This is a genomic window from Microbulbifer sediminum (assembly GCF_021729035.1).
GTDB lineage: Bacteria > Pseudomonadota > Gammaproteobacteria > Pseudomonadales > Cellvibrionaceae > Microbulbifer > Microbulbifer sediminum.
Genome location: NZ_JAJSAP010000009.1, coordinates 53,144 through 78,814, shown reverse-complemented (window position 1 = coordinate 78,814; position 25,671 = coordinate 53,144). Strand labels below are relative to the sequence as shown.

18 protein-coding genes and 1 tRNA gene are annotated in these 25,671 nt (G+C 61.0%); 15 read left to right on the top strand and 4 right to left on the bottom strand.

The window, feature by feature from the left end; all coding sequences use genetic code 11:
* Window positions 1-12 precede the first annotated feature (12 nt).
* Window positions 13-1,608, bottom strand: coding sequence for an RNA repair transcriptional activator RtcR (gene rtcR, locus LVD11_RS14860; protein WP_237060378.1), 1,596 nt, complete (start codon window positions 1,606-1,608; stop codon window positions 13-15).
* A gap of 242 nt (window positions 1,609-1,850) precedes the next feature.
* Here rtcR and LVD11_RS14855 point away from each other — a divergent pair, with 242 nt between their 5' ends.
* The 6 genes from LVD11_RS14855 (at window position 1,851) to LVD11_RS14830 (ending at window position 12,362) form a co-directional block, all read left to right on the top strand.
* Window positions 1,851-3,077, top strand: coding sequence for an RtcB family protein (locus LVD11_RS14855; RefSeq protein WP_237060297.1), 1,227 nt, complete (start codon window positions 1,851-1,853; stop codon window positions 3,075-3,077).
* A 4-nt stretch (window positions 3,078-3,081) separates the two neighbouring features.
* Window positions 3,082-4,113, top strand: coding sequence for an RNA 3'-terminal phosphate cyclase (gene rtcA, locus LVD11_RS14850; RefSeq protein ID WP_237060295.1), 1,032 nt, complete (start codon window positions 3,082-3,084; stop codon window positions 4,111-4,113).
* A 212-nt stretch (window positions 4,114-4,325) separates the two neighbouring features.
* Window positions 4,326-4,395: transfer RNA gene (locus LVD11_RS14845), tRNA-Thr, on the top strand.
* A gap of 378 nt (window positions 4,396-4,773) precedes the next feature.
* Window positions 4,774-5,931: a slipin family protein gene (locus LVD11_RS14840; RefSeq protein WP_237060293.1), complete on the top strand. Its 1,158-nt coding sequence runs from the start codon at window positions 4,774-4,776 to the stop codon at window positions 5,929-5,931.
* A gap of 479 nt (window positions 5,932-6,410) precedes the next feature.
* Complete coding sequence (locus LVD11_RS14835; protein WP_237060291.1) at window positions 6,411-10,133, top strand: hypothetical protein; 3,723 nt, start codon at window positions 6,411-6,413, stop codon at window positions 10,131-10,133.
* Between the two features lie 15 nt (window positions 10,134-10,148).
* The gene (locus LVD11_RS14830) at window positions 10,149-12,362 is read left to right on the top strand and encodes a hypothetical protein (RefSeq protein ID WP_237060290.1); all 2,214 of its coding nucleotides are present in this window, start codon (window positions 10,149-10,151) and stop codon (window positions 12,360-12,362) included.
* A gap of 104 nt (window positions 12,363-12,466) precedes the next feature.
* On the opposite strand, the gene LVD11_RS14825 is transcribed toward LVD11_RS14830, so the two are convergent.
* Window positions 12,467-12,898: a GNAT family N-acetyltransferase gene (locus tag LVD11_RS14825; RefSeq protein ID WP_237060289.1), complete on the bottom strand. Its 432-nt coding sequence runs from the start codon at window positions 12,896-12,898 to the stop codon at window positions 12,467-12,469.
* Between the two features lie 2 nt (window positions 12,899-12,900).
* On the opposite strand from LVD11_RS14825, the gene LVD11_RS14820 reads away from it, so the two are divergent.
* Complete coding sequence (locus LVD11_RS14820) at window positions 12,901-13,485, top strand: tRNA-uridine aminocarboxypropyltransferase (protein WP_237060288.1); 585 nt, start codon at window positions 12,901-12,903, stop codon at window positions 13,483-13,485.
* Window positions 13,486-13,597: 112 nt separating this feature from the next.
* Here LVD11_RS14820 and LVD11_RS14815 read toward each other — a convergent pair whose 3' ends face one another.
* Window positions 13,598-14,098 (bottom strand): lactoylglutathione lyase family protein, encoded by a 501-nt coding sequence (locus LVD11_RS14815; RefSeq protein ID WP_237060287.1) that lies wholly within the window; start codon window positions 14,096-14,098, stop codon window positions 13,598-13,600.
* 108 nt (window positions 14,099-14,206) lie between these two features.
* On the opposite strand from LVD11_RS14815, the gene LVD11_RS14810 reads away from it, so the two are divergent.
* From LVD11_RS14810 to LVD11_RS14790, 5 genes are all read left to right on the top strand, one after another.
* Entirely contained in the window at window positions 14,207-15,076 is an 870-nt protein-coding gene (locus tag LVD11_RS14810; RefSeq protein ID WP_237060286.1) for a LysR family transcriptional regulator, read from the top strand.
* Between the two features lie 97 nt (window positions 15,077-15,173).
* Window positions 15,174-15,968 carry a nucleotidyltransferase domain-containing protein gene (locus LVD11_RS14805; RefSeq protein ID WP_237060285.1) on the top strand — a complete coding sequence of 265 codons (795 nt, stop codon included), beginning with the start codon at window positions 15,174-15,176 and terminating at the stop codon, window positions 15,966-15,968.
* A 102-nt stretch (window positions 15,969-16,070) separates the two neighbouring features.
* Window positions 16,071-16,442: a hypothetical protein gene (locus tag LVD11_RS14800; protein ID WP_237060284.1), complete on the top strand. Its 372-nt coding sequence runs from the start codon at window positions 16,071-16,073 to the stop codon at window positions 16,440-16,442.
* Between the two features lie 161 nt (window positions 16,443-16,603).
* Window positions 16,604-18,820: an OsmC domain/YcaO domain-containing protein gene (locus LVD11_RS14795; RefSeq protein ID WP_237060282.1), complete on the top strand. Its 2,217-nt coding sequence runs from the start codon at window positions 16,604-16,606 to the stop codon at window positions 18,818-18,820.
* A 352-nt stretch (window positions 18,821-19,172) separates the two neighbouring features.
* Window positions 19,173-19,640, top strand: a complete 468-nt coding sequence (locus LVD11_RS14790; RefSeq protein WP_237060280.1) for a hypothetical protein — start codon at window positions 19,173-19,175, stop codon at window positions 19,638-19,640.
* Window positions 19,641-19,744: 104 nt separating this feature from the next.
* On the opposite strand, the gene LVD11_RS14785 is transcribed toward LVD11_RS14790, so the two are convergent.
* Complete coding sequence (locus LVD11_RS14785; RefSeq protein WP_237060279.1) at window positions 19,745-22,687, bottom strand: M16 family metallopeptidase; 2,943 nt, start codon at window positions 22,685-22,687, stop codon at window positions 19,745-19,747.
* A gap of 348 nt (window positions 22,688-23,035) precedes the next feature.
* Here LVD11_RS14785 and LVD11_RS14780 point away from each other — a divergent pair, with 348 nt between their 5' ends.
* The 3 genes from LVD11_RS14780 to LVD11_RS14770 all read left to right on the top strand — a co-directional run bounded on the left by LVD11_RS14780 (window position 23,036) and on the right by LVD11_RS14770 (window position 25,554).
* Window positions 23,036-23,506, top strand: a complete 471-nt coding sequence (locus LVD11_RS14780) for a DUF3291 domain-containing protein (RefSeq protein ID WP_237060277.1) — start codon at window positions 23,036-23,038, stop codon at window positions 23,504-23,506.
* Between the two features lie 152 nt (window positions 23,507-23,658).
* Complete coding sequence (locus LVD11_RS14775) at window positions 23,659-24,078, top strand: archease (protein WP_237060275.1); 420 nt, start codon at window positions 23,659-23,661, stop codon at window positions 24,076-24,078.
* A gap of 42 nt (window positions 24,079-24,120) precedes the next feature.
* The gene (locus LVD11_RS14770; protein ID WP_237060274.1) at window positions 24,121-25,554 is read left to right on the top strand and encodes an RtcB family protein; all 1,434 of its coding nucleotides are present in this window, start codon (window positions 24,121-24,123) and stop codon (window positions 25,552-25,554) included.
* Window positions 25,555-25,671: the final 117 nt, after the last annotated feature.

The window sequence follows — 25,671 nt, the reverse complement described above, 5'->3', positions numbered from 1 at the left end:
ATCTTCAGTTGACTATGTCTGCAGGTCTTCAAAGCGCAAACCATGCTTGCCAAGCAGCTGCTTCACCCGGTGCGAGTCATTGCTCGACTTCTTCGCCTGCCGGCTCACATTAAATAGCTTGCGCCCGGCCTCCGCCATGGAGCTGGAGCGCCGGCACACGTCGATCAGCGCGGCCAGCTTGAGCTGGTCGTAGTAATCCATCTCGGCGCTGCTGCCGCTGCCCAGTACGCTCTCCACCGCACTGCGGGCATGTTCACCGCCGTGCGCGGGCGTGTGCCACTTGTGCTTCAGGCGCCGGATCTCTTCATCCACCACTTCCACCGTAATGCGCCCGCCATCCGCCAGGGTGGCCATGCGGGTGATGCTGGCGTTCAGGTCGCGGAAGTTGGCCGCCCAGGTGGCGTCGGCTGAGCGGCCGAAGGCCAGGTACTTTTCCCGCGCCGCCCTGTTGAAGCTCACCAGGTGCCCGGCCTTGTTGGAGAAGGATTCCAGTTCGTAATCGACATTGGGCTCCAGGTCCTCGATGCGGTCGCGCAGGGACGGTAGTTCGTAGGTCCACAGGTCGATCCGTGCCAGCAGGTCGGCGCGGAAGCTGCCCTCCCTGGCTTTCTGCGCCAGGTCCTTGTTGGTGCCGGCAATCAGCTGGAAGTCGCTGCTGGTCTCCCGGTCGGAACCGAAGGGGATAAAGCGCTTGTCCTCGATCGCCCGCAGCAGCATCGCCTGTTCGTCCAGCCCCAGCTCGCCGATTTCGTCCAGGAACAGCAGGCCTTTGTGGGCTTCCTTCAGCAGGCCGGCGCGATCGGCGGTGGCGCCGGTAAATGCGCCTTTCTTGTGGCCGAACAGGGCTGACATGGTGTTCTCGCCTTTCAGGGTGGCGCAGTTGATGGCCACCAGCCGTCCCTCCAGTTTGCCGCGCTGCTTGCGCAGTTCGTACACCCGCTGGGCCAGCTGGGTCTTGCCCGCGCCCGTGGGACCGGTGATCAGGATCGGCGCGTTGGAGCGGATGGAGACTTTCTCCAGCTGCTCGATCATGCGGTTGAACGGCGCGTTGTTGGTCTGGATGCCGCCCTTCAGGTAGACGGTGCCTTCCTGGTGCTCCTTCTGGAAGCGCGAGGCAATCTGGTCGTAGCGGGACAGGTCCAGGTCAATCACCTGGTACTGGCCGGGCGCGTCGCTGTCGCGCCGGGCGGGGGAGGTCTGCAGCAGCTTGCCCGGCAGGTAGCCCGCCTCCGTCAGCAGGTACAGGCAGATCTGCGCCACGTGGGAACCGGTGGTGATGTGGGTGAGGTAGCGCTCGCGGTTGGGGCGGAACTGGTAGCCGCGGGCGAAATCCAGCAGCTGGCTGTAGACCGTCTCGAAATCCCACGGGTCCGGGAAGTTTACCTTGTGGTGGACCACCTCGGTCTCGGGAGACACCAGCGCGATGTCCTCGGTGACCTGGTTGGCCAGGCCCTGGGAGTGGTTGTCGAACAGCAGTTCCAGCCGGTCGATCAGCAGGTCTTCGTGCTGGCACATGGAAACGGTCGGCCGCCACTTGTCCCAGCGCTTATCGCCCTTGCCGCGCCGGTCCATGGTGGTGCCGAGAATACTGATGGCAACTGTTTTCATGGTTATCAAAGATATTATCCTGCTATCAAAAAAGATAGATCTGTGTCGCTTTGATCATGGTTGTCACCGCTGTGAAATCAACGTATGGAGAAAATAACTGTAGTTAAATCAATGGGTTAAAAGTTTTTTTAGCGCTTTGGCAAAAGTTGGCACTGTCTTGGCAATAGAGGGGCTACACATAAGCAAGCACGAACCCGGCAGCCGAACAGAAAAGCCGGGATGGAAGAAGAAGGAAAGGAACAATGACTCAGCAAGCCTATGAAGTAATGCAGGACGGTGGTGTGCCGATCAAGTCGTGGACTGTCGGCGTGCCCTTCGAAGCTGAGGCCAGGGAGCAGCTGAAGAACATCTCCCGCATGCCGTTTATCCACCAGTGGGTGGCGGCCATGCCGGACGTGCACCTGGGTAAGGGCGCCACCATCGGCAGCGTGGTGCCGACACTCGGCGCGGTGATCCCGGCGGCGGTGGGTGTGGATATCGGCTGCGGCATGATGGCGGTGCGCACCAGCCTCAAGGCGTCGCAACTGCCGGACAACCTGGCGGGTGTGCGTTCCGCCATCGAGCGGGCGGTTCCCCACGGGCGCTCCTCGCGGGCGCGGGGAAGCCGCGACAAGGGTGCGTGGGGGAGCCTGCCGGACGATGTGATGCAGGCCTGGGCGCCGCTGGCGGTGCAGTTCGATGTGCTGCAGGAAAAGCACCCGGTGCTGAAGAACACCAACAACATCAATCACCTGGGCACGCTGGGAACCGGTAACCACTTTATCGAGATGTGCCTGGATGAGCACGACAGCGTCTGGCTGATGCTGCATAGCGGTTCCCGCGGTGTGGGTAACCGTATCGGTACGCACTTTATCGAGATGGCGAAGAAGGACATGGAGCGCTGGCATATCCACCTGCCGGATACCGACCTGAGCTACCTGCCGGAAGGGACCGAGCACTTCGACCAGTATGTGGAAGCGGTGGAGTGGGCGCAGGACTTTGCCCGCATCAACCGCGAGGTAATGATGGCCCGCACCATCGATGCGGTGAAGGCGGCGCTGGGGATGGAGTTCGAGGCCCGTATGGAGGCAGTGAATTGCCACCATAACTATGTGTCCCGCGAGCACCACTTCGGCAAGAACGTGCTGGTTACCCGCAAGGGGGCGGTGCGTGCCCGCGAGGGCGAGATGGGGATCATCCCGGGGAGCATGGGGGCGCGTTCCTTCATCGTCCGCGGGCTGGGAAATGCGGACAGCTTCTGCAGCTGCAGCCACGGTGCGGGCCGCGTGATGTCGCGCACCAAAGCCAAGAAGCTGGTGTCGCTGGAAGAGCACCTGCAGGCGACCGCCGATGTGGAATGCCGTAAGGATGCCGGCGTGATTGATGAAACCCCGGCGGCCTACAAGCCGATCGAGAAGGTGATGGCCGCCCAGAAAGACCTGGTGGAAGTGGTGTACACCCTGAAGCAGGTCGTCTGCGTGAAAGGATAGGACCATGCATACCATTGATGGATCACAGGGCGAGGGCGGTGGACAGATTTTCCGCTCCGCGCTGACTTTGTCCACCTGCCTGGGGGAGCCGGTGCGGATAAGGAATATCCGCGCTGGCCGCCGCAAGCCGGGCCTGATGCGCCAGCACCTGGTGTGCCTGCATGCGGCCCAGGCGATTTCCGGCGCGCAGGTGACGGGGGACGAGCTGGGCTCCACAGAGGTGACGTTCAAGCCGGGCAAGGTGAACGCTGGCGAATACCGTTTTGCCATTGGCACCGCCGGCAGCACCAGCCTGGTGTTCCAGACCATCCTGTTGCCGCTGCTGCTGGCGGACGGGGTGAGCGAGGTCTGCCTGGAGGGCGGCACCCACAACAAACAGGCGCCCAGCTTCGATTTTATCCAGGCCGGTTTCCTGCCGGTGATGGCGCAGATGGGTTACCGGGCCGAAGTGCAGCTGGAGAGGTTCGGTTTTTACCCGGCCGGCGGCGGCCGGTGGCGGGCACGGATCTACCCGGTGGGTGAACTGAAACCGCTGGCGCTCCTGGAGCGGGGCGCCGTGCTCAGCAAGGAGGCGCTGGTGACCTCGGCACAGATTCCGGGCCACGTCGCCGACCGGGAATTGCGGCATATCGCCAGCAAAGGCGACTGGGCGGCGGACGAGCTCCAGCGCCGGCAGGTGGATTCATTCGGGCCGGGCAACATCGTCTCGCTGCGGGTGTATGCGGAGCACGTCACCGAGGTGATCGAGGTGGTGGGCGAGAAACACCTGTCGTCGGAGCGGGTGGCCGGCCGCGCGGTGAAGGAGTTCAACCGGTATATGGAAGCCGGGGTGCCGGTGGGTGAGCACCTGGCGGACCAGCTGCTGCTGCCAATGGTGCTGGGCAGGGGTGGCCGGTTCAGGACGCTGGCCCCGAGCCAGCACCTGCTGACGAATATCGACGTGATCCGGCAGCTCACCGGGATGGAAATCAGCGTGCGTAAGGAAAGCGGGCACGCCTGGATCGTCAGCGTGCCGGACAGCACGCAGGCGCGGTAGGCGCCGGCAGCGGGATACGCCCAGGGATGAAACCAGGGATGAAAAATGGCACAGGGGATGTGCCCGCGTGAGAACACTGGTCACCTGCCGGGGGCAGGTGACTGTCAAAGAGTTTGGGGCAATGGCCCGGTTTGCGGAGCTGGTTCACACCGCCAGCCCGGCACAGGAGTCACTGGCTTGCTGTGTACCTGCCGGGGCAATTACCTGAACACTACTTTGTAGCTCAGAGGTAGAGCAGCCGATCGTTTCGGCCGGTCGCAGGTTCGACTCCTGCCAGAGTAACGTCGTCCACTACACGACTTATCCGGTAAAGGCGAAAGCCTGGGGTTCGACTCCCCACAGGGTTAATACCCGTGTTGACTACCAGAGGCCCATGGCCCCTGGGCGCTGGCGACTTGCACTCCCCCGGGAAGGCAGCCGCCGGTACCCGGAGGCGCCGGAAGTCCGGGCGCCGGTGGTGGGCAACCCGGCACGTGGCATTGCCACGCCGGGCTCGCCTGTAGTGTGAGCAATGCGCATTGGCGCACCCCCGCTGCAGGCCGGCCGGCCGATGACTTTGTCACCTGCCCGGTTCAAGCCGCCGCCCCCCGGGCTTCCGGGTGGGCCTCACCCTTGGTTACGCAGGTAATGCGCCGGGGAATAGAAGTAAGGAAAAGTAAAATGATGATATGGAAAAGTGTCGATATTGCCGATCACGAGCGGGCGCTGCTGTTCCGCCGGAATCGTTTCATACGTGTGCTCGAGCCCGGCCGGCACCGCCTGTTGCACCTGGCTGGCAAGGCCACCGTCGAGATCCACGATATCAGCGGTGTGCTGTTCGAGCGCCCGAACGCCAAGTTCTTCCTGAACACCCATGCGGAAAAGCTGGCGCCCTACACCGAGACCCACGAGCTGGGTGACAGCCAGGTTGGCCTGCTGTACCGCGACGGCCACCTGGTGAATGTCCTCAGCCCGGGTACCTTCCTGCCGGTCTGGAAAGGGGTGGAGAATGTGCGCGTCGATATTATCGATATCTGCGAGGAGTACACCGTGGACGAGCGGCTTGTGAGCCTCCTCGGCCGGGGCTCCGGCGCGGTGCCGAAAGCATCGGTGGCATCCGCTATCCACTACGTTGAGGTGCCGGATGAGCACGTGGGCCTGCTGACCGTCAATGGCACGCTGGTGCGCAAGCTCGAGCCCGGCAGTTACGGCTTCTGGAAGTACAACCGGACCATCGGCGTACGGCTGGTGGATCTCAGGCTCCAGACCGTGGAGGTCAGCGGCCAGGAAATCCTCACCAGGGACCGGGTGAGCCTGCGTATCAACCTGAGCGCGAGCTACCGGGTGCTGGATGCCGAGCGCGCCGCGCTCAAGCTGGGCAACTTTGCGGAGTACATCTACCGCGAGCTGCAGTTGCGCCTGCGTGAGGCAGTAGGTGGCAACACCCTGGATGCGCTGCTGGAGGACAAGGACAGCCTGAACCTGGGTATCGCCACCGCCGCGCGGGAAAAGCTGGCTCAGTACGGTATCGAGCTGGCGACGGTCGGGGTGAAGGACATCATCCTGCCGGGGGATATGAAGCAGATCCTCAACCAGGTGGTGGAGGCGCAGAAGGAGTCCGAGGCCAACCTGATCAAGCGCCGGGAGGAAACCCAGGCGATGCGGTCGCTGCATAACACCGCGAAGATGATGGACAACAACCCGGTGCTGATGCGCCTGAAGGAACTCGAGGCACTGGAGCGGGTAACCGCGCGTATCGACAAGATATCCGTTTACGGCGGTCTTGAAGGTGTCCTCAATAACCTGGTCAACCTGCAGCCGCAGGGTGCGAACCGTTAAGCAAGCCGCCCGGTTGGGCGGCTTGCTCCCACAATCATCCGCTGCGGCATGGATTTTCATAACCCCACGAAAAAAACCTGGCGCGCAACTAAGCTTTTATAAAGAGACCAGGGTCGCATTCCGGGACAATAGTTGCGGACCGGCTACAGATCTGACGCCAATATCCTCATTCCCGCCTTCCTAATGCCTTAGCATAAAGCCCCGTTTTCAAGGAAGAGATCGTGACAAGGACGCCCGTGTAGAACCGAAATGGATTTCACGGAAACCCATCCATAAACAAAGTCATCACCGGGTCAACTTCTCATAAAACCCGGCCAGGCCAGGTGTCACTGCACCTCGTGCGTATTTTGTTTATTTCCTGTCATAGCATCCCCTCGGAACGGATAAAAATAACCGAATATCTACGAATAACACCCGGGTCCTGGGGCGCGTGTTTTCAATAATGCGTGTTGAAAAAAATAAAACAGAAGGGGGGCAATATGAGCCAATTCGAGTTTTCTGGCCGGTTGATTGAAAGCGAGACAGGGCGGGGTATACCCGATCTGCAGGTTGTGCTTTACGACCTGGACAGCGCCCAGCACAACCTGTCTCCCTACAAGAACCTTTCCTCGGGAGAGTCGGCTTACGTTACCTCGGCGGATTTCTGGCAGAAAATCTCGGGGCAGAGAATCGGTTCGTTAATCACAAACCCCCGGGGCTTCTTTAAATTTTCCTTTGCCGAAGATGTGTTTGCCCGGGCGGACGCCCGTACCCCCGCCGACCTGTTGTTCCTGGTTTTCGCGCCGGAGCGTTCCCGGGAGGACTCGGTTTACTCCGATTCCCCGGCGCAGAGGCTGATCCACCTCTCCCTCGACATTCGGCTTGATGGCGGCCCTGTCGAGCAGGCCCTGATAAAGATTCCCAGGGAGAAACTGCAAAAGTACGGGGTCACTACAGAGCAGGGGACCGCGGAGCCCAGCTTTTCGCCAAATATCCTGGCGTCTTCAGCAGAAAGCTATCAATCCATGTCGGCCCAGTTGACGACAGAGAAACAAAAGCTCGCCACAAGCAGAATTGTTTCACTGACGAAGTCCAGGCAGGCCTTTAAGAATTTCTCCCTGATTGGCGATCTAGCGGAAAAAACCAATTTCTATATGCCCGGCGGCCCCCCCTTCCGGGAGGTGAGGGACCGGATCCTGGATGAATCCCTGCGGCGTATTCCGGGGCGGGAGTCCGGATTCCGGCGCTCAGCCAGTCTCGAACTGACAAGAGAGGAACTGGAGGAGTTTGGCCTCTCGGTGTCGCCGGAGGGCATTGTTTCCGGGCGCGCCAGCCTGGCCGACCTGCTGAGAAAAATCCGGCAGCAGGAAGTGGAGTGGACGGAGGACAGCGCCGGGGCACTTCGTTCCTATTGCGAACGGGCCAGGGTGAACACTTCCCTGGAGGACCTGGAAACGCGCTGTTCCCGGGACAGCGGCGCTGGCGACGGCAGTGAAGAGCCGGGGACGGAGGGGGAACCGTCCTGGGATGGGAGCGAGGAACTCGCGAAACTGATGTCCTCGATCGCAATTCCGGGCCGCCTGAAGGCCCTCGAGGTCGAATCCCCGACCGGGGAAGTCACGGCCCTGATTGAGAAGGGGGCGAGTGACACGGTTGCCTACCATGACTTCCAGGAAGTGCAGGTGGCCTATGAGAATATCTGGTCGGCGGCGCTGGATGAAACCATGACGCCGTACCTCCGTTCCATCTATCGGGAAATGGTGGGCTACCAGAACAAGATCAGTGGCGAGGAAGAGTGGCCCGAGGTCGAAAGCATTGATGACATGCGCCGGGTTTACAATGAATTCATAGAGTTTGTTGATGCGGTGGAGAGTGATGACGAGCCGCGCCAGATGGCTCGCCCGGAAACCGAACCCGTGCCGCCGGTACTGTCTGCCATGTTGCCGGAGATAACCCCGGAAATATGGAACGAAGCGTCTTCGTCGCAAAAGCAGACCCTGTTGCAAAAAGCGGAACAATACAGGGATGCCGTGGACGTCGATGCCGGGGACGGCGCGGCGGCGTTCTTCACTTTCGGTGGCTCTTACGCTGCTGACCAGGCCCGGGCCAGGAACCTCCAGCGGGATGCGCGGGATATTGTCCGGATTATCGAGCGCAGGCTTTCGCGGTCCCGGCTGGGGGGTTCCCGGTCCGGGACAAGGCCGGCCGTACGTTCCCGCCTCGCCGGCTCCAGGCTCGCCGAGATCATGACAGAGCTGGATGAGAAACTAGCAGAACCCCATCGATTTGATATTTTCACCCCGGACTCCGTGAACCTTGGTGTAATGCTGTCCTATCGCCAGAAATGGGAGCCGGAGGCTTACCAGGTGGGCGAGCTGATCTCAACCATTCCGCTGAGCCCGGGAGAGGTCAGGAGCTACTCCAAGCAGTTCAAGGTCTCTAAATCCCGCAATGAAAAGCTTACGGAAGAGATGGAAGAAAAGGTCTCTTCTGAATCCAGCTCGACCCAGCGGGCTGACGCTGAGATCGTCAAGGCTGCCAAGAACAACACATCGTTTGAGCAGACGAGCAATATCACGATCGGCATGGGTGATATGTTCAACGGCCAGTTCGGCACGCGCTTTGGGGTCAGTGCCGAGAAGTCAACGCAATCCACCAAGAAGAACTTCAGGGAGGCTGTGCAAAAGGCGGCCCAAGAGTACAAGAAAACAAGAAAGCTGGAGGTGACGACGACCGCCTCAGAGGCGTCTGAATTCGAGGACAAGGGGCAGATTTCAAACCCCAATGACGAAATCGCAGTAACCTATTTATTCTACGAGTTGCAGCGTCGTTACCAGGTGAGTGAAAAGCTGCACCAGATCACGCCGGTGGTTATGGTTGCCAACAAGGTGCCGTCTCCGGCTGAGATCGATGAGGACTGGCTGATCAAGCACGACTGGATTCTTCGCAAGGTTATCCTGGATAAAACATTCCTGCAGTCCCTGGATGATGTCACTGTGGGCTGGGCCGGTGACGAGCTGGCGCTTGAGGTATTAAGGCAAAGTATGGAGCAGCAACTCCGCCTGGTTGAGGAGCTCACGCACCAGCTTGAGGTGAAAACATACCTTGCGGAGGAGGCCTTTGAGGAGCTGCGGGTTCTCATGGGGATGGCGGACAATGCCGATAATGCAAAGAAAATGCAGGACATCGCCCTGGCACTGGCGTTTGGCCCGCTCGGCCTGATCGGTTCCCGGGATGATGAGGGTGCTGAAAAGCGTGAAGAAGTCGTTAAGATGGCCATCGATCGGGCCGACAAGGAAAAGAATGAAGTCAATGCACGGCTTTCCCGGGAGCTTGCCGCCCTGCAGGAAGCTATCGACAAATACACGCATTCCCTTCGTGCCCATTTTGATCGCCAGGCCTCGATAGCGCGCCTGCGCCTGCACATAAAAGACAATATCCTTTATTACATGCAGGCAATCTGGGATCACGAGCCTTCGGACCAGCGCTTCTTCCGTCTTTACAATGTTGAAGTCCCCTGGGTGGCGGATTCCATGGAGGGTCGGGAGGTAGAGGTACGTGGCGAGGCTATCGAGAACAGCGACTTTATCCTGGCATTGGCGGGTGAGTCGGGCTACCGAATCCGCTTCACCCTGCCATTCGGCGCGATGGGTGATGGAACGAGCCTCTATCGCCGTGAAACCCGAAAGCTCCACGAGGTGGCGAACCTCGATCGCCTGCTGGGCTATAAGGGAAATTACATGCTCTTCCCCGCGAAGGAGCTGAGCTATATCCACGAATACATGTCCCAGGATTATATGGGCCCCGTTGCCGGGACCGCGCAGGATCCCACCAGGAAATACGGTTACAGCCGCGAGGAGCTGCTGGACTTCCTGTGTTGCCTGAAGAAAACCGAGCCCGCTGTTTACGAGGATAACCGCGAAGGGATCATCGAGCGGATGCGGGAAGTGGCGTCGGAAGAGGCTGAGGTCTCAGCCCGCGTTATTGTGCCGACCGATTCCGCCTTTATTGAAGCCCTGCCTGGCACGCACCCGGTGATGGAGAGCTTTAAAGTGGCCCACCGGGCACTCGATGTGGAGAAGGTGAAATCCGAGCTCAGGAAATCCGAACTGGAAAACCTCCGCTACGGTTTACGACTGCAATCAGGGGATTACTCCCAGCCCGACTTCGAGAAGAATATGTTGATCGAGGGCGACCTGGGCGGAATTGTCGCTGATCCTTGAGGGGGCGGGTGAACGATGGAATGGGGTGTCAATGCGAGCATTGTGGGTGGTGAATCGGGCCCGGTGAACCTTGAGCCTGGGGATGCGGTTCAGCAGGGGGATCGTGTCCGTTTCGAGCTCTTCTTAAGAGACGCCCGCCAATCGGAGCTGGACGATGCCAGCCGTTATGGCAATTGGGAGGAGCCGCCGGTATTAACCGTTCGTGGCGCCGATGGCACCACCGTTCAGGTGCGCGCCCAGAGAAACGATCCCCTGGTCATTGAATACCAGTTTCGCTGGGAGGGTACGAAAACGCTCTGGATCCGGGGCCGCGCCCGGGAAATAACCTTCCCTACGGCGCAAATGCACAGTGAGCGTTCATCGCGCGCCACCCTGTTCGACGACCTGAACCTGCCACCCGTAGAACTCTATGTCGAGCCGCTCGAGCGGCGCGGCAGGGGTGAGCTGGCCACGACGTCCGGCGGCAGGAGCGGGGCGTCAGCGCGAAGCCGGGACCGGCAGGTTCGGGCAGAGAGAGCGGCAAGGCGTGAGCGCGAGGAGGCAAGGCAAAGAGCCGAACGTGAGTACATGGCAGAGCTCGAAGGCCTGATGCGACAGGCTCGCCGCGCACGGGGCGAGTCCCGGCAGGGGGCGGTCGTCTTCGATTTCCTCTCACACCAGGAGATCCTGAACCTCTCTACGGAGGAAGCCAGCCAGTATGCGCTGGAGCTACAGGCCGCTCTCAAGGTAACGCCGGTGCTGAATATCTCCCGTGGCGGGGCGGAGCGCTATGGAGAGGGGCCCGGACTGAGCGTGGTTCCCTATACGTGGAGATACGCCTTTAACGGCAATCAGGTCACCTTTTACAAGCAGGCAGCAGAGGCTTCCACGGGCGACATGGTCGGGGGGAGGCCTGTGACCTATCCGCACCCGCGGGAAGCGCAGTTGCGCTCGGAGTCAGAGGTCACCTTTGCCCTGGATGACTGGGTCTATATCCAGGTGAGTGGGCGCCCTGCACCGGCCCTGTTCCAGGCCGCGGATGCCGCTGAAACGGATGGCTGGGACCGGTTTTTATCATTCCTCGATGCGATCGACACCGTGATGACGGTCTTCGATATCCTCCTGCCAGTAGTGGCCCTGGCCCGCCACGTCTATATCCGCGGCATCATAACGATCGCCCGGCGGGTGGGCACCGGGGCGGGAAGGCGGGCGGCACGGCAGGCACTGCGGGCCGCCCGCGCGCGAAGGGGACGCCTGGCCCTGGAAGACCTTGTGTCCCGGCGGGTTTCCTCGGCAAGGAGAGGGCGCCCCCGACGAAGACTGGCCGGCCGGCGCGGCTCGCGTCGACCTGCCTCCGATGCCGCCAGGCGCAGGAGACTGCAATCCGGAGTCCGGGGTAACGGGGACCGGGGCCTGGGCTCTGCAAGGCCCCGGAGACCCGGCAGCCAGGCCGGGGCCCCGCCGCAAACACCTCCGGCTTCACAGGCTGGGCGCGGAACCCGGTCGAGACTGACGGGCCCGCAGATGGTGCACGGTGGTCGCATGGATGGCCCGCGCCTGGGTGGGGCGCAGTTTGATGCCGATGTGGACCAGGTGATTGCCAATGTCGACGATATATTTGACCGGATGGCGGCGGGGACTCTTCCGCGAACGATACCGGTTCCGGCACCCTCGAGGCTGAGATTTCCCAACATCGCCAAATTAAAGGGGTTAACTGCCAGGGCCCGTTCCGCGTTCAATAAGCTCAGGGATGGTTTTGCACAAAGACTGGGTCTGCGTGCGCGGGCCGGCGGCCAGGTTCACCATGCCATTGAGCTGGATGTCTTGAAGCGGTATCCGGGTGTGTTCACCGAAGCGGAGATCAACAGCTTCCGCAATATGCGCGGGATTCCGCCAGAGCGTTCCGCAGCGGAAATCATGGATGCGAGAAGGGGAAGGAGGCAGCTGCACAACTCGGCGATCCGCAGGGCGTGGAATCGCCACTATGATGAGCTCGACAGGATTCTTGAGCGTCGCCTTGCCGATCCGTCCGATCCATTGCAGATCGGTAACGATGAATACCGGCGCACTGTCCGCTCCTACTTGGAGACCGCGCGAGATGAAATTGACCATTTGATGGGCCAGTTCTTCTCTGAGTACCGTATGGGTAGCCAGGTCAGGATGGACTGGACCCCAAATCCAGACTCGGTGGACCTGAGGACAATGGATGACGATGCGGTTCCCGACCTGCCTCCAGCCCTCAGGCCCTGAAACAGTTAACGCAGGCAGGGGGAGCGCCCCGAGTTCCAGGACACGGTTTTTACCTGTTCAGGGTTGGGTGGCAGGCTGAAGCCTCTGGTTGCTGACCGCTCGGGTCATTTGTGTCGCATCAATACAATATCGCGGCCCTGCCGCCGGTAGGTCTGCAACCGGTCCAGGATTGCACTCGGCTGCCCCGTCTCGCCCTCTTCAACGAAGCCCACCGATTCATAAAACGGCACCAGGTGTCGATAGGGGAAGGTAAAGGTCTGTTCGTCGTAGGCCTCGGCCATGCTGTCGACCAGCAGGCGGGCGACACCCCGGCCCCGGTAATCCGGCGCCACCGCCACGCCCGCGAGCAACTGGCTGTCGGTCAGCCTGCGCAGGCAGCCACAGGCGATGATCTGCTGCTGGTGATCCCGGATGACCATGCACGGGTCATGGCGCCGCGCTTTGCCGCGGAATTTGTGCGTGCGGTAGAATTTGTTGGCCAGTGGTATCTCTGCATCAGAGAGCCAGTGGGCCGTAAACCCGGGATTCTCACTCATCTATGCCGCGCCAAATCTGCCCTACCTGCCAGCGCCCGCTGAACGTCTGTTACTGCAGCGCGCTGGTTCATCTTCCCAGCCGCATCAGGGTGCTGATCATACAGCACCCGCTGGAAGTGAAGCACCCGTTCAACACCGGCCGCATGGCGCACCTGTGTCTGGACAACAGCGAGCTGCTGGTGGCCGAGACCCTGGACGATGCCGAGCTGGCACGCCTGCTGGCCCCCCGCTCGGCCCTGCTGTATCCGTCGCTGGACTGGCTGCCGCCAGTGGAACAGGTGGAACCGGGCGGGCCGCTCGCCCGGTCTTTGGAACAACTGGTGGTCATCGACGCCACCTGGCGCAAGTCCAAAAAGATGCTGCACCTGAACCCGGCGCTGCAGCAGCTGCCGCGGGTCAGCTTTGCGGGGGAATTGCAGTCCAACTACCGGGTCCGTCATTCGTCACTCCCCAACAGCCTGTCGACCCTCGAGAGCATTGTGGCGGCCATGCAGCAACTGGAACCGGAAGGTAATTTCCAGGCGATGCTGCAGCCGTTCGATAGGATGGTCGCGCTGCAGGAGCAGGATTTTGGCAGGACGGATTAATGTCATTCGCGCCATGCGGGTGACCCGCATGGGCTAACAACCGGGCCGGTTGTCGCAACGAGCCCCCGGGCAGGGAATGCACCGGGGGCTGCCGTGTGTGTTGCCGGTAGTTTCAGTAGGCGCCGGAACTGTAGATCAATTCATAGCTGTGGCTATAGAGCTCCAGGATATTGCCGAACGGGTCTTCCATATAAATCATTCGGTACGGCTTCTCACCCGGGTAGTAATAGCGCGGCTTTTCCATGCGCTTCTTGCCGCCGGCAGCCACGATACGCTCGGCCAGTTCCTCGAGGTTCGGGTCCTGTACACAGAAATGGAAGATCCCGGTTTTCCAGTACTCGAAGTTGTCCTCGGGATTTTCCTGGTTGTTGAACTGGAATATCTCGACGCCGATGCGGTCACCGGTGGACAGGTGGGCAATGCGGAAGCTGCCCCAGCCCGGCCCGAACACATCGGTGCACATCTGGCCGATGGCGCTGTCGTCTTCCTCGATCTCGGTCGGTTTCATGATCAGGTACCAGCCCAGTACCTCGGTATAGAATTCAACGGCCTTTTCCAGGTCGGGAACGGAAATACCGATATGCGAGAAGGTGCGCGGGTAAACATGACTCATAAGTGGCCCTCCATTAATGGGGTTCCAGGATTCGATGTGCGGACAGATTACAAACTATAGGTAATCACGTAAAATGATCATTTGTGATCGTTATGAGTACAGAATGTGATGGTAAATACCGCATGGCTGCATACTTTCTGCACCCTGGTTGAAGTGGGTCACTTCACGCGCACCGCCGAGCGCCTGCACATGACCCAGTCCGGCGTGAGCCAGCAGGTGCGGAAACTGGAAGACCAGCTGGGCCACCCCCTGCTGGTCCGTGAGGGCAAGCAGTTCGCCCTCACCGATGCCGGCGAGCGGCTGTATCGCGAGGGGCGCCAGGTTCTCCTTGCACTGCAGAACCTTGAGCAAAGCGTGGGGGAAGACCCTGCCTACGAAGGGCTGGTGCGGATCATGTCGCCCGGCAGTGTCGGGCTCCGGCTGTATCCCCAACTGCTGGCACTGCAGCGGCAGCACCCGGCACTCGTCATTGACTACCGCTTTGCACCCAATGCGGACGTGGAAAACGCCATCGCCGATGACGAAGTGGATATCGGTCTGATGACCAGCGTATCGGCGCGCGAGGAAGTCAGCTGCAAGCCGGTTGCTACCGAGGCCCTGTTGCTGGTCACCCCCGCGGGGATTGCCAGGCCCGGCTGGGATCAGCTGATGGAACTGGGGTTTATCGACCATCCCGATGGCGCCCACCATGCGGGGCTGCTCCTGGGGGCGAATTATCCGGAGTTCGAGCATACCGGCATGTTCAGGCAGCACGGCTTCTCCAACCAGATCAGCCTGATCCTGGAGCCTGTCAGTATGGGACTGGGCTTTACCGTGTTGCCGGCTTTCGCGGTCGAGGCCTTCCCGAAGCCCGGGCTGGTCAAGAGTCACCGCCTCGCCAGACCGGTCAGTGAAACCCTGTATCTGGGCAGCCGGCGCCATCGGGTGCTACCGAAGCGCGTGGACACGGTCGTCAGCGAGATAATGAAATTGCTGTAAGCGGCGCTGAGTGTACATTCGCCTCATGTTGGTGGTTAACAGCGAAAGCGATACTCTGTTGGTCGCAATAACAGAGACAAATAAAAGGCAGTAACCAATGGACGAAAGCGTTCGCAAGGAAATCACCAGGCGGCTGGAAGCCGCCGAAGAGGAGCATGGGGTCAAGATCCTGTTTTGCTGTGAATCGGGCAGCCGGGCGTGGGGATTTGCTTCCCCGGATTCGGACTACGATGTGCGCTTTATTTACGTCCGCCCCGAGGACTGGTACCTGTCTTTCGATGTTGAAAGCAGGCGCGATGTCATCGAATACCCGATTGTGGATGAGATCGACTGCAGCGGCTGGGATTTACGCAAGGCACTCTATCTTTTTACGCGCACGAATGGTGCTTTGCTGGAGTGGCTGAAAAGCCCGATTCGTTACATAGAACGGGGTGATCTGGCTACCCGCCTCCAGCAGCTGGCTCCACAGGCAATAAACGACGTGGCCCTTTGCTACCATTACAGCCATATGGCCAGGAACAATGCCCGGGAGCACCTGGATAAAAGCCAGGTAAAACTGAAAAAATATTTTTATGTGCTAAGGCCACTGCTGGCCATCAGGTATATCCAGGCGGGAATGGGGGTGCCACCGGTCGAGTTTGAAAAGCTTGTCGAAGCGGTGGCTCCACGTGAAATTCGCGATGATATCGCATCACTGCTGGAGCAAAAGAGGCGCACCCCCGAGTTTGGCGAGGGTGACCGCATCGAGAGCATCGACCGTTTTGTTGCAGGCGAGTTCGAGGGTCACGAAGAAAAGTTCAAGGGCCAGGGGAGGCCGGACATGCTCGCGGGCAAAGTGGTGCGGGACCAATTGAATACTATTTTCAGGGATTCCGTGCGCAGTGGTTGGTGAGTGCCATGCCCCTGAATTTCAGGCTTCTGGTGCTGGCAGCCGTTGAAGATTGCAACCCTGGCCAGTTAGCTGCCCTCACTATTTCAGGAGGTTAAAACCTGCATGTGGTACAAGCGCTATGGCTTCAGGCACCCCACCAGCAATAGTGGCCTGGGGTTTTTCAGTGGGCTCGCGGTCACCATTATCGCTATGCTGGTTTCGCTGGGGCTCGTGGATGCTTTTGACAGTTACTGGCTTCTCCTGGCCGCTGTTCCGGTAGCCATTGCCGGCTTCGAGCTCTTGAGCCGCAGGCCGGGGAAGGAGCGCAATGTGGTGCGGGAGGAGCGGTACCGGTACCACATTGAGCAGGCCTATGCGGGTATCGAGGCCGGCGATAATGATGCGGCCCTGGAGTCCATCAGGCGCATCAAGATCTATGGCGAGTTGCCGGCCGAACTGCAGGCCTTTGAGACGGCGGCCGGCAGACGCCGGTAAGGGGGCTGTTCTGGCTGACTGGTGGGTTTCCGCCTCTGAATCCCGGGTACCGGCCCTGGCCGGCAGGGGCCACAATGGGGGAGACCCGAGGCCGCAAAAACTGGATAATGCCGCGCTCTGAAGGCACGCCCGGCCAAATTCTCCAGATCTGGTAGTCCCCCATGGAAATCAACGTCAACTTCCTCGATAACCTCCGGCTCGAAGCCAAGTTCGATGACTTTACCGTCATCACCGACCAGCCTATCCGCTACAAGGGCGATGGCTCGGCACCGAGTCCGTTCGACTACTTCCTGGCGTCCTCGGCCCTGTGCGCGGCCTATTTTGTTCGCGTTTACTGCAAGGCCCGCGATATCCCCACCCACAATATCCGCCTGTCGCAGAACAATATTGTCGACCCGGAGAACCGCTACAACCAGATCTTCAAGATCCAGGTGGAGCTGCCGGAGGACATCTCCGAGAAGGACCGCCAGGGTATCCTGCGCTCCATCGACCGCTGCACGGTCAAGAAGGTGGTGCAGACGGGCCCGGACTTCCAGATCGAGACGGTGGAGAACCTGGCCGAGGACGCCCAGGCGCTGCTGATGGTGGAGCCGGATGCGGAGCACCGCACTTTCATCGAGGGCAAGGACCTGCCGCTGGAGCAGACCATCGCCAACATGACCAGGATCCTGGCGGACCTGGGCATGAAGATCGAGATCGCGTCCTGGCGCAATATCGTGCCCCATGTCTGGTCGCTGCATATCCGCGACGCCGCCAGCCCCATGTGCTTTACCAACGGCAAGGGCGCCACCAAGGAGGCTGCCCTGTGCTCGGCACTGGGCGAGTTTATCGAGCGCCTCAACTGCAACTTCTTCTACAACGACCAGTATTTCGGCGAGGAGATCGCCAACAGCGAGTTCGTCCATCACCCGGACGAGCAGTGGTTCCAGCCCGGCCCGGGTGACGAGCTGCCGGAGGGCATCCTGGATGACCACTGCCTGGCCATCTACAACCCGGACGGCGAGCTGGGCGGCTCCAACCTGGTGGACACCAACTCCGGCCGCATCGACCGCGGTATCTGCTCGCTGCCGTTCGTGCGCCGGTCGGATGGTGAGGTGGTGTACTTCCCCTCCAACCTGATCGAGAACCTGTTCCTCAGCAATGGCATGAGCGCCGGCAACACCCTGGCCGAGGCGGAGGTGCAGTGCCTGTCAGAAATCTTCGAGCGGGCGGTGAAGAAGGAGATTATCGAGCAGGAAATCGCGCTGCCGGATGTGCCCCGCGAGGTGCTGGCCAAGTACCCGGATATCGTCGAGGCGGTGGAGGCGCTGGAGCAGCAGGGCTTCCCGATCCTGGTCAAGGATGCGTCCCTGGGCGGGCGCTTCCCGGTGATGTGCGTGACCCTGATGAACCCGCGCACCGGCGGCGTGTTCGCCTCCTTCGGTGCGCACCCCAGCTTCCACGTGGCGCTGGAGCGCAGCCTCACCGAGCTGATGCAGGGCCGCAGCTTCGAGGGCCTGAACGACGTGCCGCCGCCCACGTTCAGCAGTGAGGCGGTGACCGAGCCCAACAATTTTGTGGAGCACTTTATCGACTCCACCGGCGTGGTGTCCTGGCGTTTCTTCAGCGCCAAATCCCGGTACGAGTTCGTGGAATGGGATTTCTCCGGGCATCACCACGACACCAACGAGACCGAGGCCAGCCGCCTGTTCGGTATCCTGGAGGAGATGGGCAGGGAAGTCTATGTGGCCGAATACCAGGACCTGGGCGCGCCCGCCTGCCGCATCCTGGTGCCCGGTTATTCCGAGGTCTACCCGGTGGAAGACCTGGTATGGGACAACACCAATAAGGCGCTGGATTACCGCGAGGATATCCTCAACCTCCACGCCCTGGACGACGACCAGCTGGAAGACCTGGTGGAGCGTTTAGAGGAAAGCCAGATCGACAACTACGAGACCATCATCACCCTGATCGGTGTCGAGTTCGACGAGAACACGGTGTGGGGCCAGCTGACGGTGCTGGAACTGAAGCTGCTTGTTTACCTGGCCCTGCAGCGTCATGAAGAAGCGCTGGAGCACGTGGAAATGTTCCTGCAGTACAACGACAACACCGTGGAGCGGGGCCTGTTCTACCAGGCGGTGAACGCGGTGCTGGAAATCGTGCTGGACGATGAGCTGGAGCTGGACGACTTCCTGCCCAATCTCAAGCGCATGTTCGGTGAGGAAACCATGGAGGCCGTAGTGGGCTCGGTAAACGGCACCGTGCGCTTCCACGGCCTCACGCCCACCAATATGCAGCTGGAAGGCCTCGACAAGCACCTGCGGCTGATCGAGAGCTACAAGAAACTGCACGCGGCGCGGGCAGCGAAGCACCGGCAGCGTGTGGCTGAGACCCGCTGATCACCATGGGCCGGTTGAGTTAACGGACCCGCACGGAGAAAGGCCACTAAGCGGTGGCCTTTTTTCGGTGAGCGCTCTCTGCTAAGGATCAACTGGTGTGAGCTGAGAGCGGGATACCTGCTTCACCTGTGAAGCAGGTGCTCTGAGTGATTCACCGTGGTCAGGTCGGACCACTTATTAAGCCGAAGATTGTCAGGTGCATAACCCGTGTACGAACACCTCCGCGAGTAGCAAAGATTCTCGTGAGCAAATCCGGGTCCGGCTGGCTGGGGGCAGTGATAACAGGATGCCGGCCTTGCAGTGATGGGATGAGTTCGCCAACAATGACTGTTTCATTTGAGCAGGAGGCAGTATGAATAAGGCAGAGTGGGTTGAGGGCTTCAGGGTGCCCTGGAAATCAAAAATCGCGTTCTGTCTATTGTCTTTTTTTGCGATCGTTGGGTTTGGCTTTGTCGGATACAAGATGGATAGTTGGGTGCTTGTGCTACTGGCAACGGTGCTTGTAATCGCATTTCTCGACGGGGCATTTTACCGAACGCAGTTCCATGTCGACGCTGATGGCAAGAGGATCATAAAACAGAGTAGGTTCTACTTTACCTGGACCCAAAGCTACTCTTACCAGAATGCCTGTTTACGGCGGGATGGCGGCACAATCAGTTCGCCAACTTTTCAGCAATGTCATACAACCGGCACCTTCGATATATTTCTCTCGACCAATGGCAACAAGCGGGGTGAACTCCTCTTTTCCTCGAATAAGGGCGAGGACTACTCGAGGGTAATGGATTTTTTAAGTAAATATATCCCTGCGTGCAATTATTAAATGCGGGTTTGTTTCGCATCTTTGGCCTCTTGGCCGCCTTGTAGGACAGACCCAAAAAAGCCCGCCGAATGGCGGGCTTTTCCATTCTGGGAATGGTATTGAATTTACAGGCTGGCGGATTCCGGCTTCGCTGCCGGTTTATCCGCTTCCTTCACATAGCCGTCCTCGTCCAGCTCCACAATGGGCATGCCCAGCGCCTCGATATCCTCGCGGATACTGGCTGAATCACCCACCACCACAATCGACAGGTTCTCCGGCTCCAGGACACCGGTGATCACCTTGTTCAGGGTCTTGCGGTCGGTTTCCTGCAGGATGGCGTTCTGCTGCGAGCGGTAGTCCAGCGGCAGGTCGTAACGCAGGATGCGGTTGAGCAGGCCCAGCTTGTCGCCCGGGGTCTCGTAGTTGAGCGCTTCCTGCTGGCCGATGGCCGAGCGCATGTAGTTGAACTCGGTCTCGGTCATGCCTTCCTTGTCGTAGGTGGCCAGCTCGCTGAGCACCTCGTTCAGGGCGTCGGCGGTGGCCTCTTTCTTCACTTCAGAGCTGAACAGGTACAGGCCGTCCTGCGGCTCTCCCACCAGGTAGGTGCGGGCGCCGTAGGTGTAGCCCTTGTCTTCCCGCAGGTTCAGGTTGATGCGGCTGTTGAAGTTGCCACCCAGCGGGAAGTTGCCCAGGTAGGCCAGGTAGTAATCCCCCAGTGCATCGTAGGGCAGGGCGTGCTGGCTGGCCCGCAGGCTCGACTGGGCTGCGCCTTCCTTGTTGACCATATAGACGGTGCGGCCCTCGGCCTCTGGCATCTGGAATGCGATGGCGGGGCGGGTGGCCTGTGCCACCTCGAGCTGCGCCAGCCCGTCCATGGCCTTGAGGGTGGCCTCTTGCGGCAGGCTGCTGCTTACCATCACCCCGCCCAGGTGGGTCGGGAAGTGGGCCTGGTAGTAGCCCTTGATATCTTCCTGGGTGATTGCGGCAACGGTGCTGGGCAGGCCGCCGGTGGGGTAGCTCAGCGGGTGTTCCGGTCCGCGCATCACCGCCCCCAGGGCACGGGTGGCCAGCCCCTGTGGGGTCTTGCGGGCCTGCTGCAGCCCCTCGATGGTCTGCTGCTTGACCCGGGCGAAGTCCTCCCCGGTGAAGGCCGGCTTGAGGATGCGCTCCATCATCAGCGGCATAGCCTTGTCCAGGTGCTTGGCCAGTACGCTGAGGGTAACGGTGGTTTCGTACTTGCCGGCATTGACGCTGATGTTGGCGCCCAGGCGCTTCATGGCCTCGGCAAACTCGGCCGCGCTGCGCTCGGTAGTGGCCTCGCCCATCAGGGAAGCCATCATCGAGGTGAGGCCCGCCTTGCCGCGGGGCTCATCCCGCTGGCCCACGTCGAACACCGCCTGCACGGTCACGGTGGGGGTCTCTGTGTTCTCCACCGCCAGCAGGCGCACGCCGTTTTCCAGCCTGGTATCCCAGATGCTTGGCAGTTCCACCTGTGGGTTCACGCCCGGGGAGGGCTGCACGCTGCGGTCGAAGCTGTCTTTCACCGGGCGCAGGGCCAGCGCTTCGTCGTCGTCGCCATAGCTCTCTGGAATGCTGCGCTTCCACTCGTGGTTTTGTGGTGCCGCTGCCAGATCAGTCTTGCCGTTGGGGACCACGCTCAGCAGTACCGCGGGCTTGTCGGCAATGTACTGGTCGAAGACGCGGGTGACATCGCCGGTCTCCACCGCGCGGTAGGCCTGGATCTCCTCATCGATCCCCTTGGGGCTGCCGGTGAAGGTCTCGAACTCGGCCAGGGTGGATACCTTGCCGGCCACGGACTGCAGGCCGAACACGCGGCCGGACTCATAGCCGGCCTTGAACTTGACCAGGTCGTCCTCGGTCACGCCGCGCTCGGCGAACTCGGTGAGGGTCTCGCGCACCGCCTGTTCCATCTCCGCCAGGGACTCGCCGGAGGCGGGATTCTGGATCACGATAAACCACATCTCGCAGGCCAGCTCCTTGCAGGAGTGGGACACGCTCGCCTGCACCGCGCGGCCGGTCTGCACCAGGCGCTGGTAGAGCATGGAGTCCTGGCCCTGGCCGAGGATCGCCGCCGCCGCATCCAGCGCCGGCTCGTCGGCGTGGCCGCGGTGCACGGTGGGAATCATCATCGCCAGTGCGGGCAGGTGGATATTGTCCTCGAGGGTGACATAGCGATCGGATTCCAGCGTGGCGGGCTGCTCGGGCAGGTCCTCGACCTCCGGGCCGGCGGGAATGGGGCCGAAGTACTTGTTCACCCACTTCAGCGTCTGCGCCTTGTCGATGTCTCCGCCGATGGTCAGTACCGCGTTGTTGGGGCCATACCAGCGCAGGAAGAAGCGCTTCAGGTCGTTGAGGTCGGCCCGCTCCAGGTCTTCCATCCAGCCGATGACCGGCCAGGAGTAGGGGTGGCCATCCGGGTAGGTGGCGGCGTACATGGTCTCCAGCGCCCGGCCGTAGGGGCGATTGTCCACCCGCTGGCCGCGTTCGTTCTTGACTGTCTCGCGCTGGACTTCAAATTTCTCCTCGGTCACCGCGTCCAGGAACACGCCCATGCGGTCGGATTCCAGCCACAGCACGGTTTCCAGCTGGTTGGCCGGTACCGTCTCGTAGTAGTTCGTGCGGTCGGTGTTGGTGCTGCCGTTCAGGGTGCCGCCGGCCTCCTGGATGATGCGGAAATGCTCCTCATCGCCGACGTTGACCGAGCCCTGGAACATCATGTGCTCGAAGAAGTGGGCGAAGCCGGAGCGGCCCGGGTCTTCCCGGTTGGAACCCACATGGTAGGTCACGTCCACGTGCACCAGCGGGTCGGAATCGTCCTCATGCAGGACCACGGTCAGGCCATTGGCCAGCTTGTACTTGCTGTAGGGGATGGCGATTTCCGAGCCCTCGCCATCGAAGGTCTCTACAAGGGTGACGCCTGCGGGCAGCGCGCTGGCGGCCTCGGCGGCCGCATCCGGTGACGCCTGCGAGGCCGGTTCCTCCGGCCCCTTGCCGCAGGCTGCGAGCAGCGCGGCCGTCAGGATCAGTGCAATTCTGGTGCGATGCATGGTGGTTTCAAGCTCCGTCTTACTTTACGCAGTTATTAGAAGTTCTCGCCGAGAGAAGTTTCCCGATGCTATCACAGCGCGGATTCAGGAAGATCAAACCGGCGCCACCGGCTAATCGATATCTTTCGACCAGGGTTGAGGCGCCGCGAATTCCTGTTCCTGGATTTGCGGGGAACTTGTTGCTGCCTGTGTGACATTCTGGAAATATAATTTCGGGTCAGCTTTTGGGGGCATCGGGTCAGCACCCGGTGTTTCCGCTCCGTGCCGGCCACCGCCGGTGCAGTATCAATATCGATGGAAATTATGCTTCCCACGAGGAACGCAAACGTCACTTCCAGGGAGGAAGCTTTGAGCCGTTATCACCTTGCCCAGTTAAACCTCGCCCGGCTTTCAGCGCCGATTGATTCCCCGCAGCTGGCCGATTTTGTTGCGAACCTGGATCGAATCAACGGGTTGGCTGACGACTCGCCGGGGTTTGTCTGGCGCCTGCAGACGGAAGAGGGTGACGCGACCGGGATCGATTTCTTCGGTGCCGACTACATCGCCAACCTGTCAGTCTGGGAGTCGCTGGAATCACTGCACGACTATGTTTACCGCAGTGCCCATATCGAAGTGTTGCGGCGCAAGAAAGAGTGGTTCGAAAAAATGCCGGGGCCGTATATGGTGCTGTGGTGGGTGCCGGAAGGGCATCTGCCGTCGATAGAGGAGGCGGCGCAAAAACTGGCCTTGTTGCAGGAGGAGGGCCCGGGCGAGGGCGCCTTTACTTTCCGCAAGCCATTTCCCGCCGCGGGATCGACCGCCACGGCACTCGCCGATTAATTGCAGCGCGATAGTGCTCTCTCCCAGCGGTAACGGCGCACCGGACTTTCCGGCAGGGAGAAACCTGCCGCCTCGCCTCTCCCCGGCCTGGCCCGCCTTCCACCTGTTGCCGTTGCTATGCTGCCGTTAGTCACAGCCAGGAATCTTGCAAAGTGCCAGCACACTGGGAGCATTTCAGCCACGATGCAGATATGGGTGTCCGCGGTTCCGGCGACACGCTCGCACAGGCATTCGAGCAGGCCGCGCTGGCGATGACTGCAATTATCGTGGATCCCGCCGCCGTAAAACCGTCGGAGCGGGTGCCGATCCGTTGCGAGTGCCCCGATACGGAATTGTTGCTGGCGGACTGGCTCAACGCACTGGTGTATGAGATGGCCTGTCGCAATATGCTGTTTTCCCGCTTTGAGGTCGCCATCGATAACAACCGACTAACGGGGGCTGCCTGGGGTGAGCGCGTGGACCGCGGACGCCACCAGCCCGCTGTCGAGGTCAAGGGTGCCACCTATACTGCCCTGCAGGTGCGCCAGCAACCGGACGGCAGCTGGCAGGCCCAGTGTGTCGTCGATGTGTGAGCATCCGGCACCCAATCCAGCCTGGCAGTCAGGTACAGACCCATGACCACACACTACCCCCTCAAGCAGCAATCAGAATTCAGCTGGCGTATCGAGCCCTTCGGCAAGATGCGCGTGCCCGGCATCATTTATGCGGATGAGCAGCTGGTGCGGGCGATGGACGACAAGGTGTTCGAGCAGCTGTGCAATGTGGCGACCCTGCCGGGCATTGTGGAGGCTGCCTATGCCATGCCCGACGCCCACTGGGGTTACGGTTTTCCTATCGGTGGCGTGGCAGCTTTTGATGCGGATGAGGGCGGGGTGGTTTCGGCCGGTGGCGTGGGCTTTGATATTTCCTGCGGCGTGCGGGCCCTGCGCACCGGCCTGACCATCGACGAGGTGGAGAGCCGCAAGACCGAACTGGCCAACGCCCTGTTCCGGCATATACCCGCGGGCGTCGGCAGTACGGGGCGCATCCACCTGAATGACCGGGGCATGGTCGCGATGTTGCGTGGCGGGGCACGCTGGGCGGTGGAGCAGGGCTACGGCACGACATCCGACCTGGAGCGTATCGAGGAGCAGGGCTGCATGCGCGGCGCCGAGCCGGATGAGATCTCCGCGCGGGCCCGCAAGCGCCAGCAGGACGAGATGGGCACACTTGGCTCCGGCAACCATTACCTGGAAGTGCAGCGGGTGGCGGATATTTACGATGCGAAGATCGCCAACACCTTCGGGCTTAAAGAGAATGACGCCGTGGTGTTTATCCATTGCGGCTCCCGCGGCCTGGGACACCAGATTGGCACCGAGTTCCTGAAATACATGGTGCTGGCTGCCAGCAGCCACCACATCGAACTGCCGGACCGGGAGTTGGCCTGTGCCCCCATCCAGTCGGAGCTGGGGCAGTCCTACCTGGGTGCCATGCGCGCCGGCATCAACTGCGCCCTGGCCAACCGGCAGATCATTACCCACCTTACCCGCGAGGTATTTGCCGATGTGCTGCCGCGGGCGGACCTGACGCTGTTGTTTGATGTCTCCCACAACACCTGCAAGCTGGAAACCCATACGGTGCAGGGGCGCAAGCGCAAGCTGTATGTGCATCGCAAGGGCGCCACCCGCGCCTTCGGCCCCGGCCACCCGGACATACCCGAAAGCCTGAGGGCGGTGGGCCAGCCGGTGCTGATCGGCGGCTCCATGGGCACCGAATCCCATATCCTGGCCGGCGCCAGCAGTGGCGAGGCACTGTCATTCAGTTCCGCCTGCCACGGGGCCGGTCGCGCCATGAGCCGTCGCCAGGCTACCCGGCAGTGGAAGGGCCGCTCGCTGGTGGATGAACTGGCGGCGCGCGGCATCGTGATCCGCAGCCCTTCCATGCGCGGCGTGGCCGAGGAGGCCCCGGGTGCCTACAAGGATGTGCGCGAAGTGGTCGACGCCGCCGAGCGGGCGGGGCTGGTACACAAGGTGGCCCGGGTCGAGCCGGTGGTTTGTATCAAGGGCTGAGCCGGGCACAGCCTTTGGCGATGCCTGGCTGCCGAACAGCGCATTGGGGAGTCCAGGATGAACTAAGCGCAACAATATATTAGAATTAAGTTCTAATTTATTGGCTGGAATAAAATA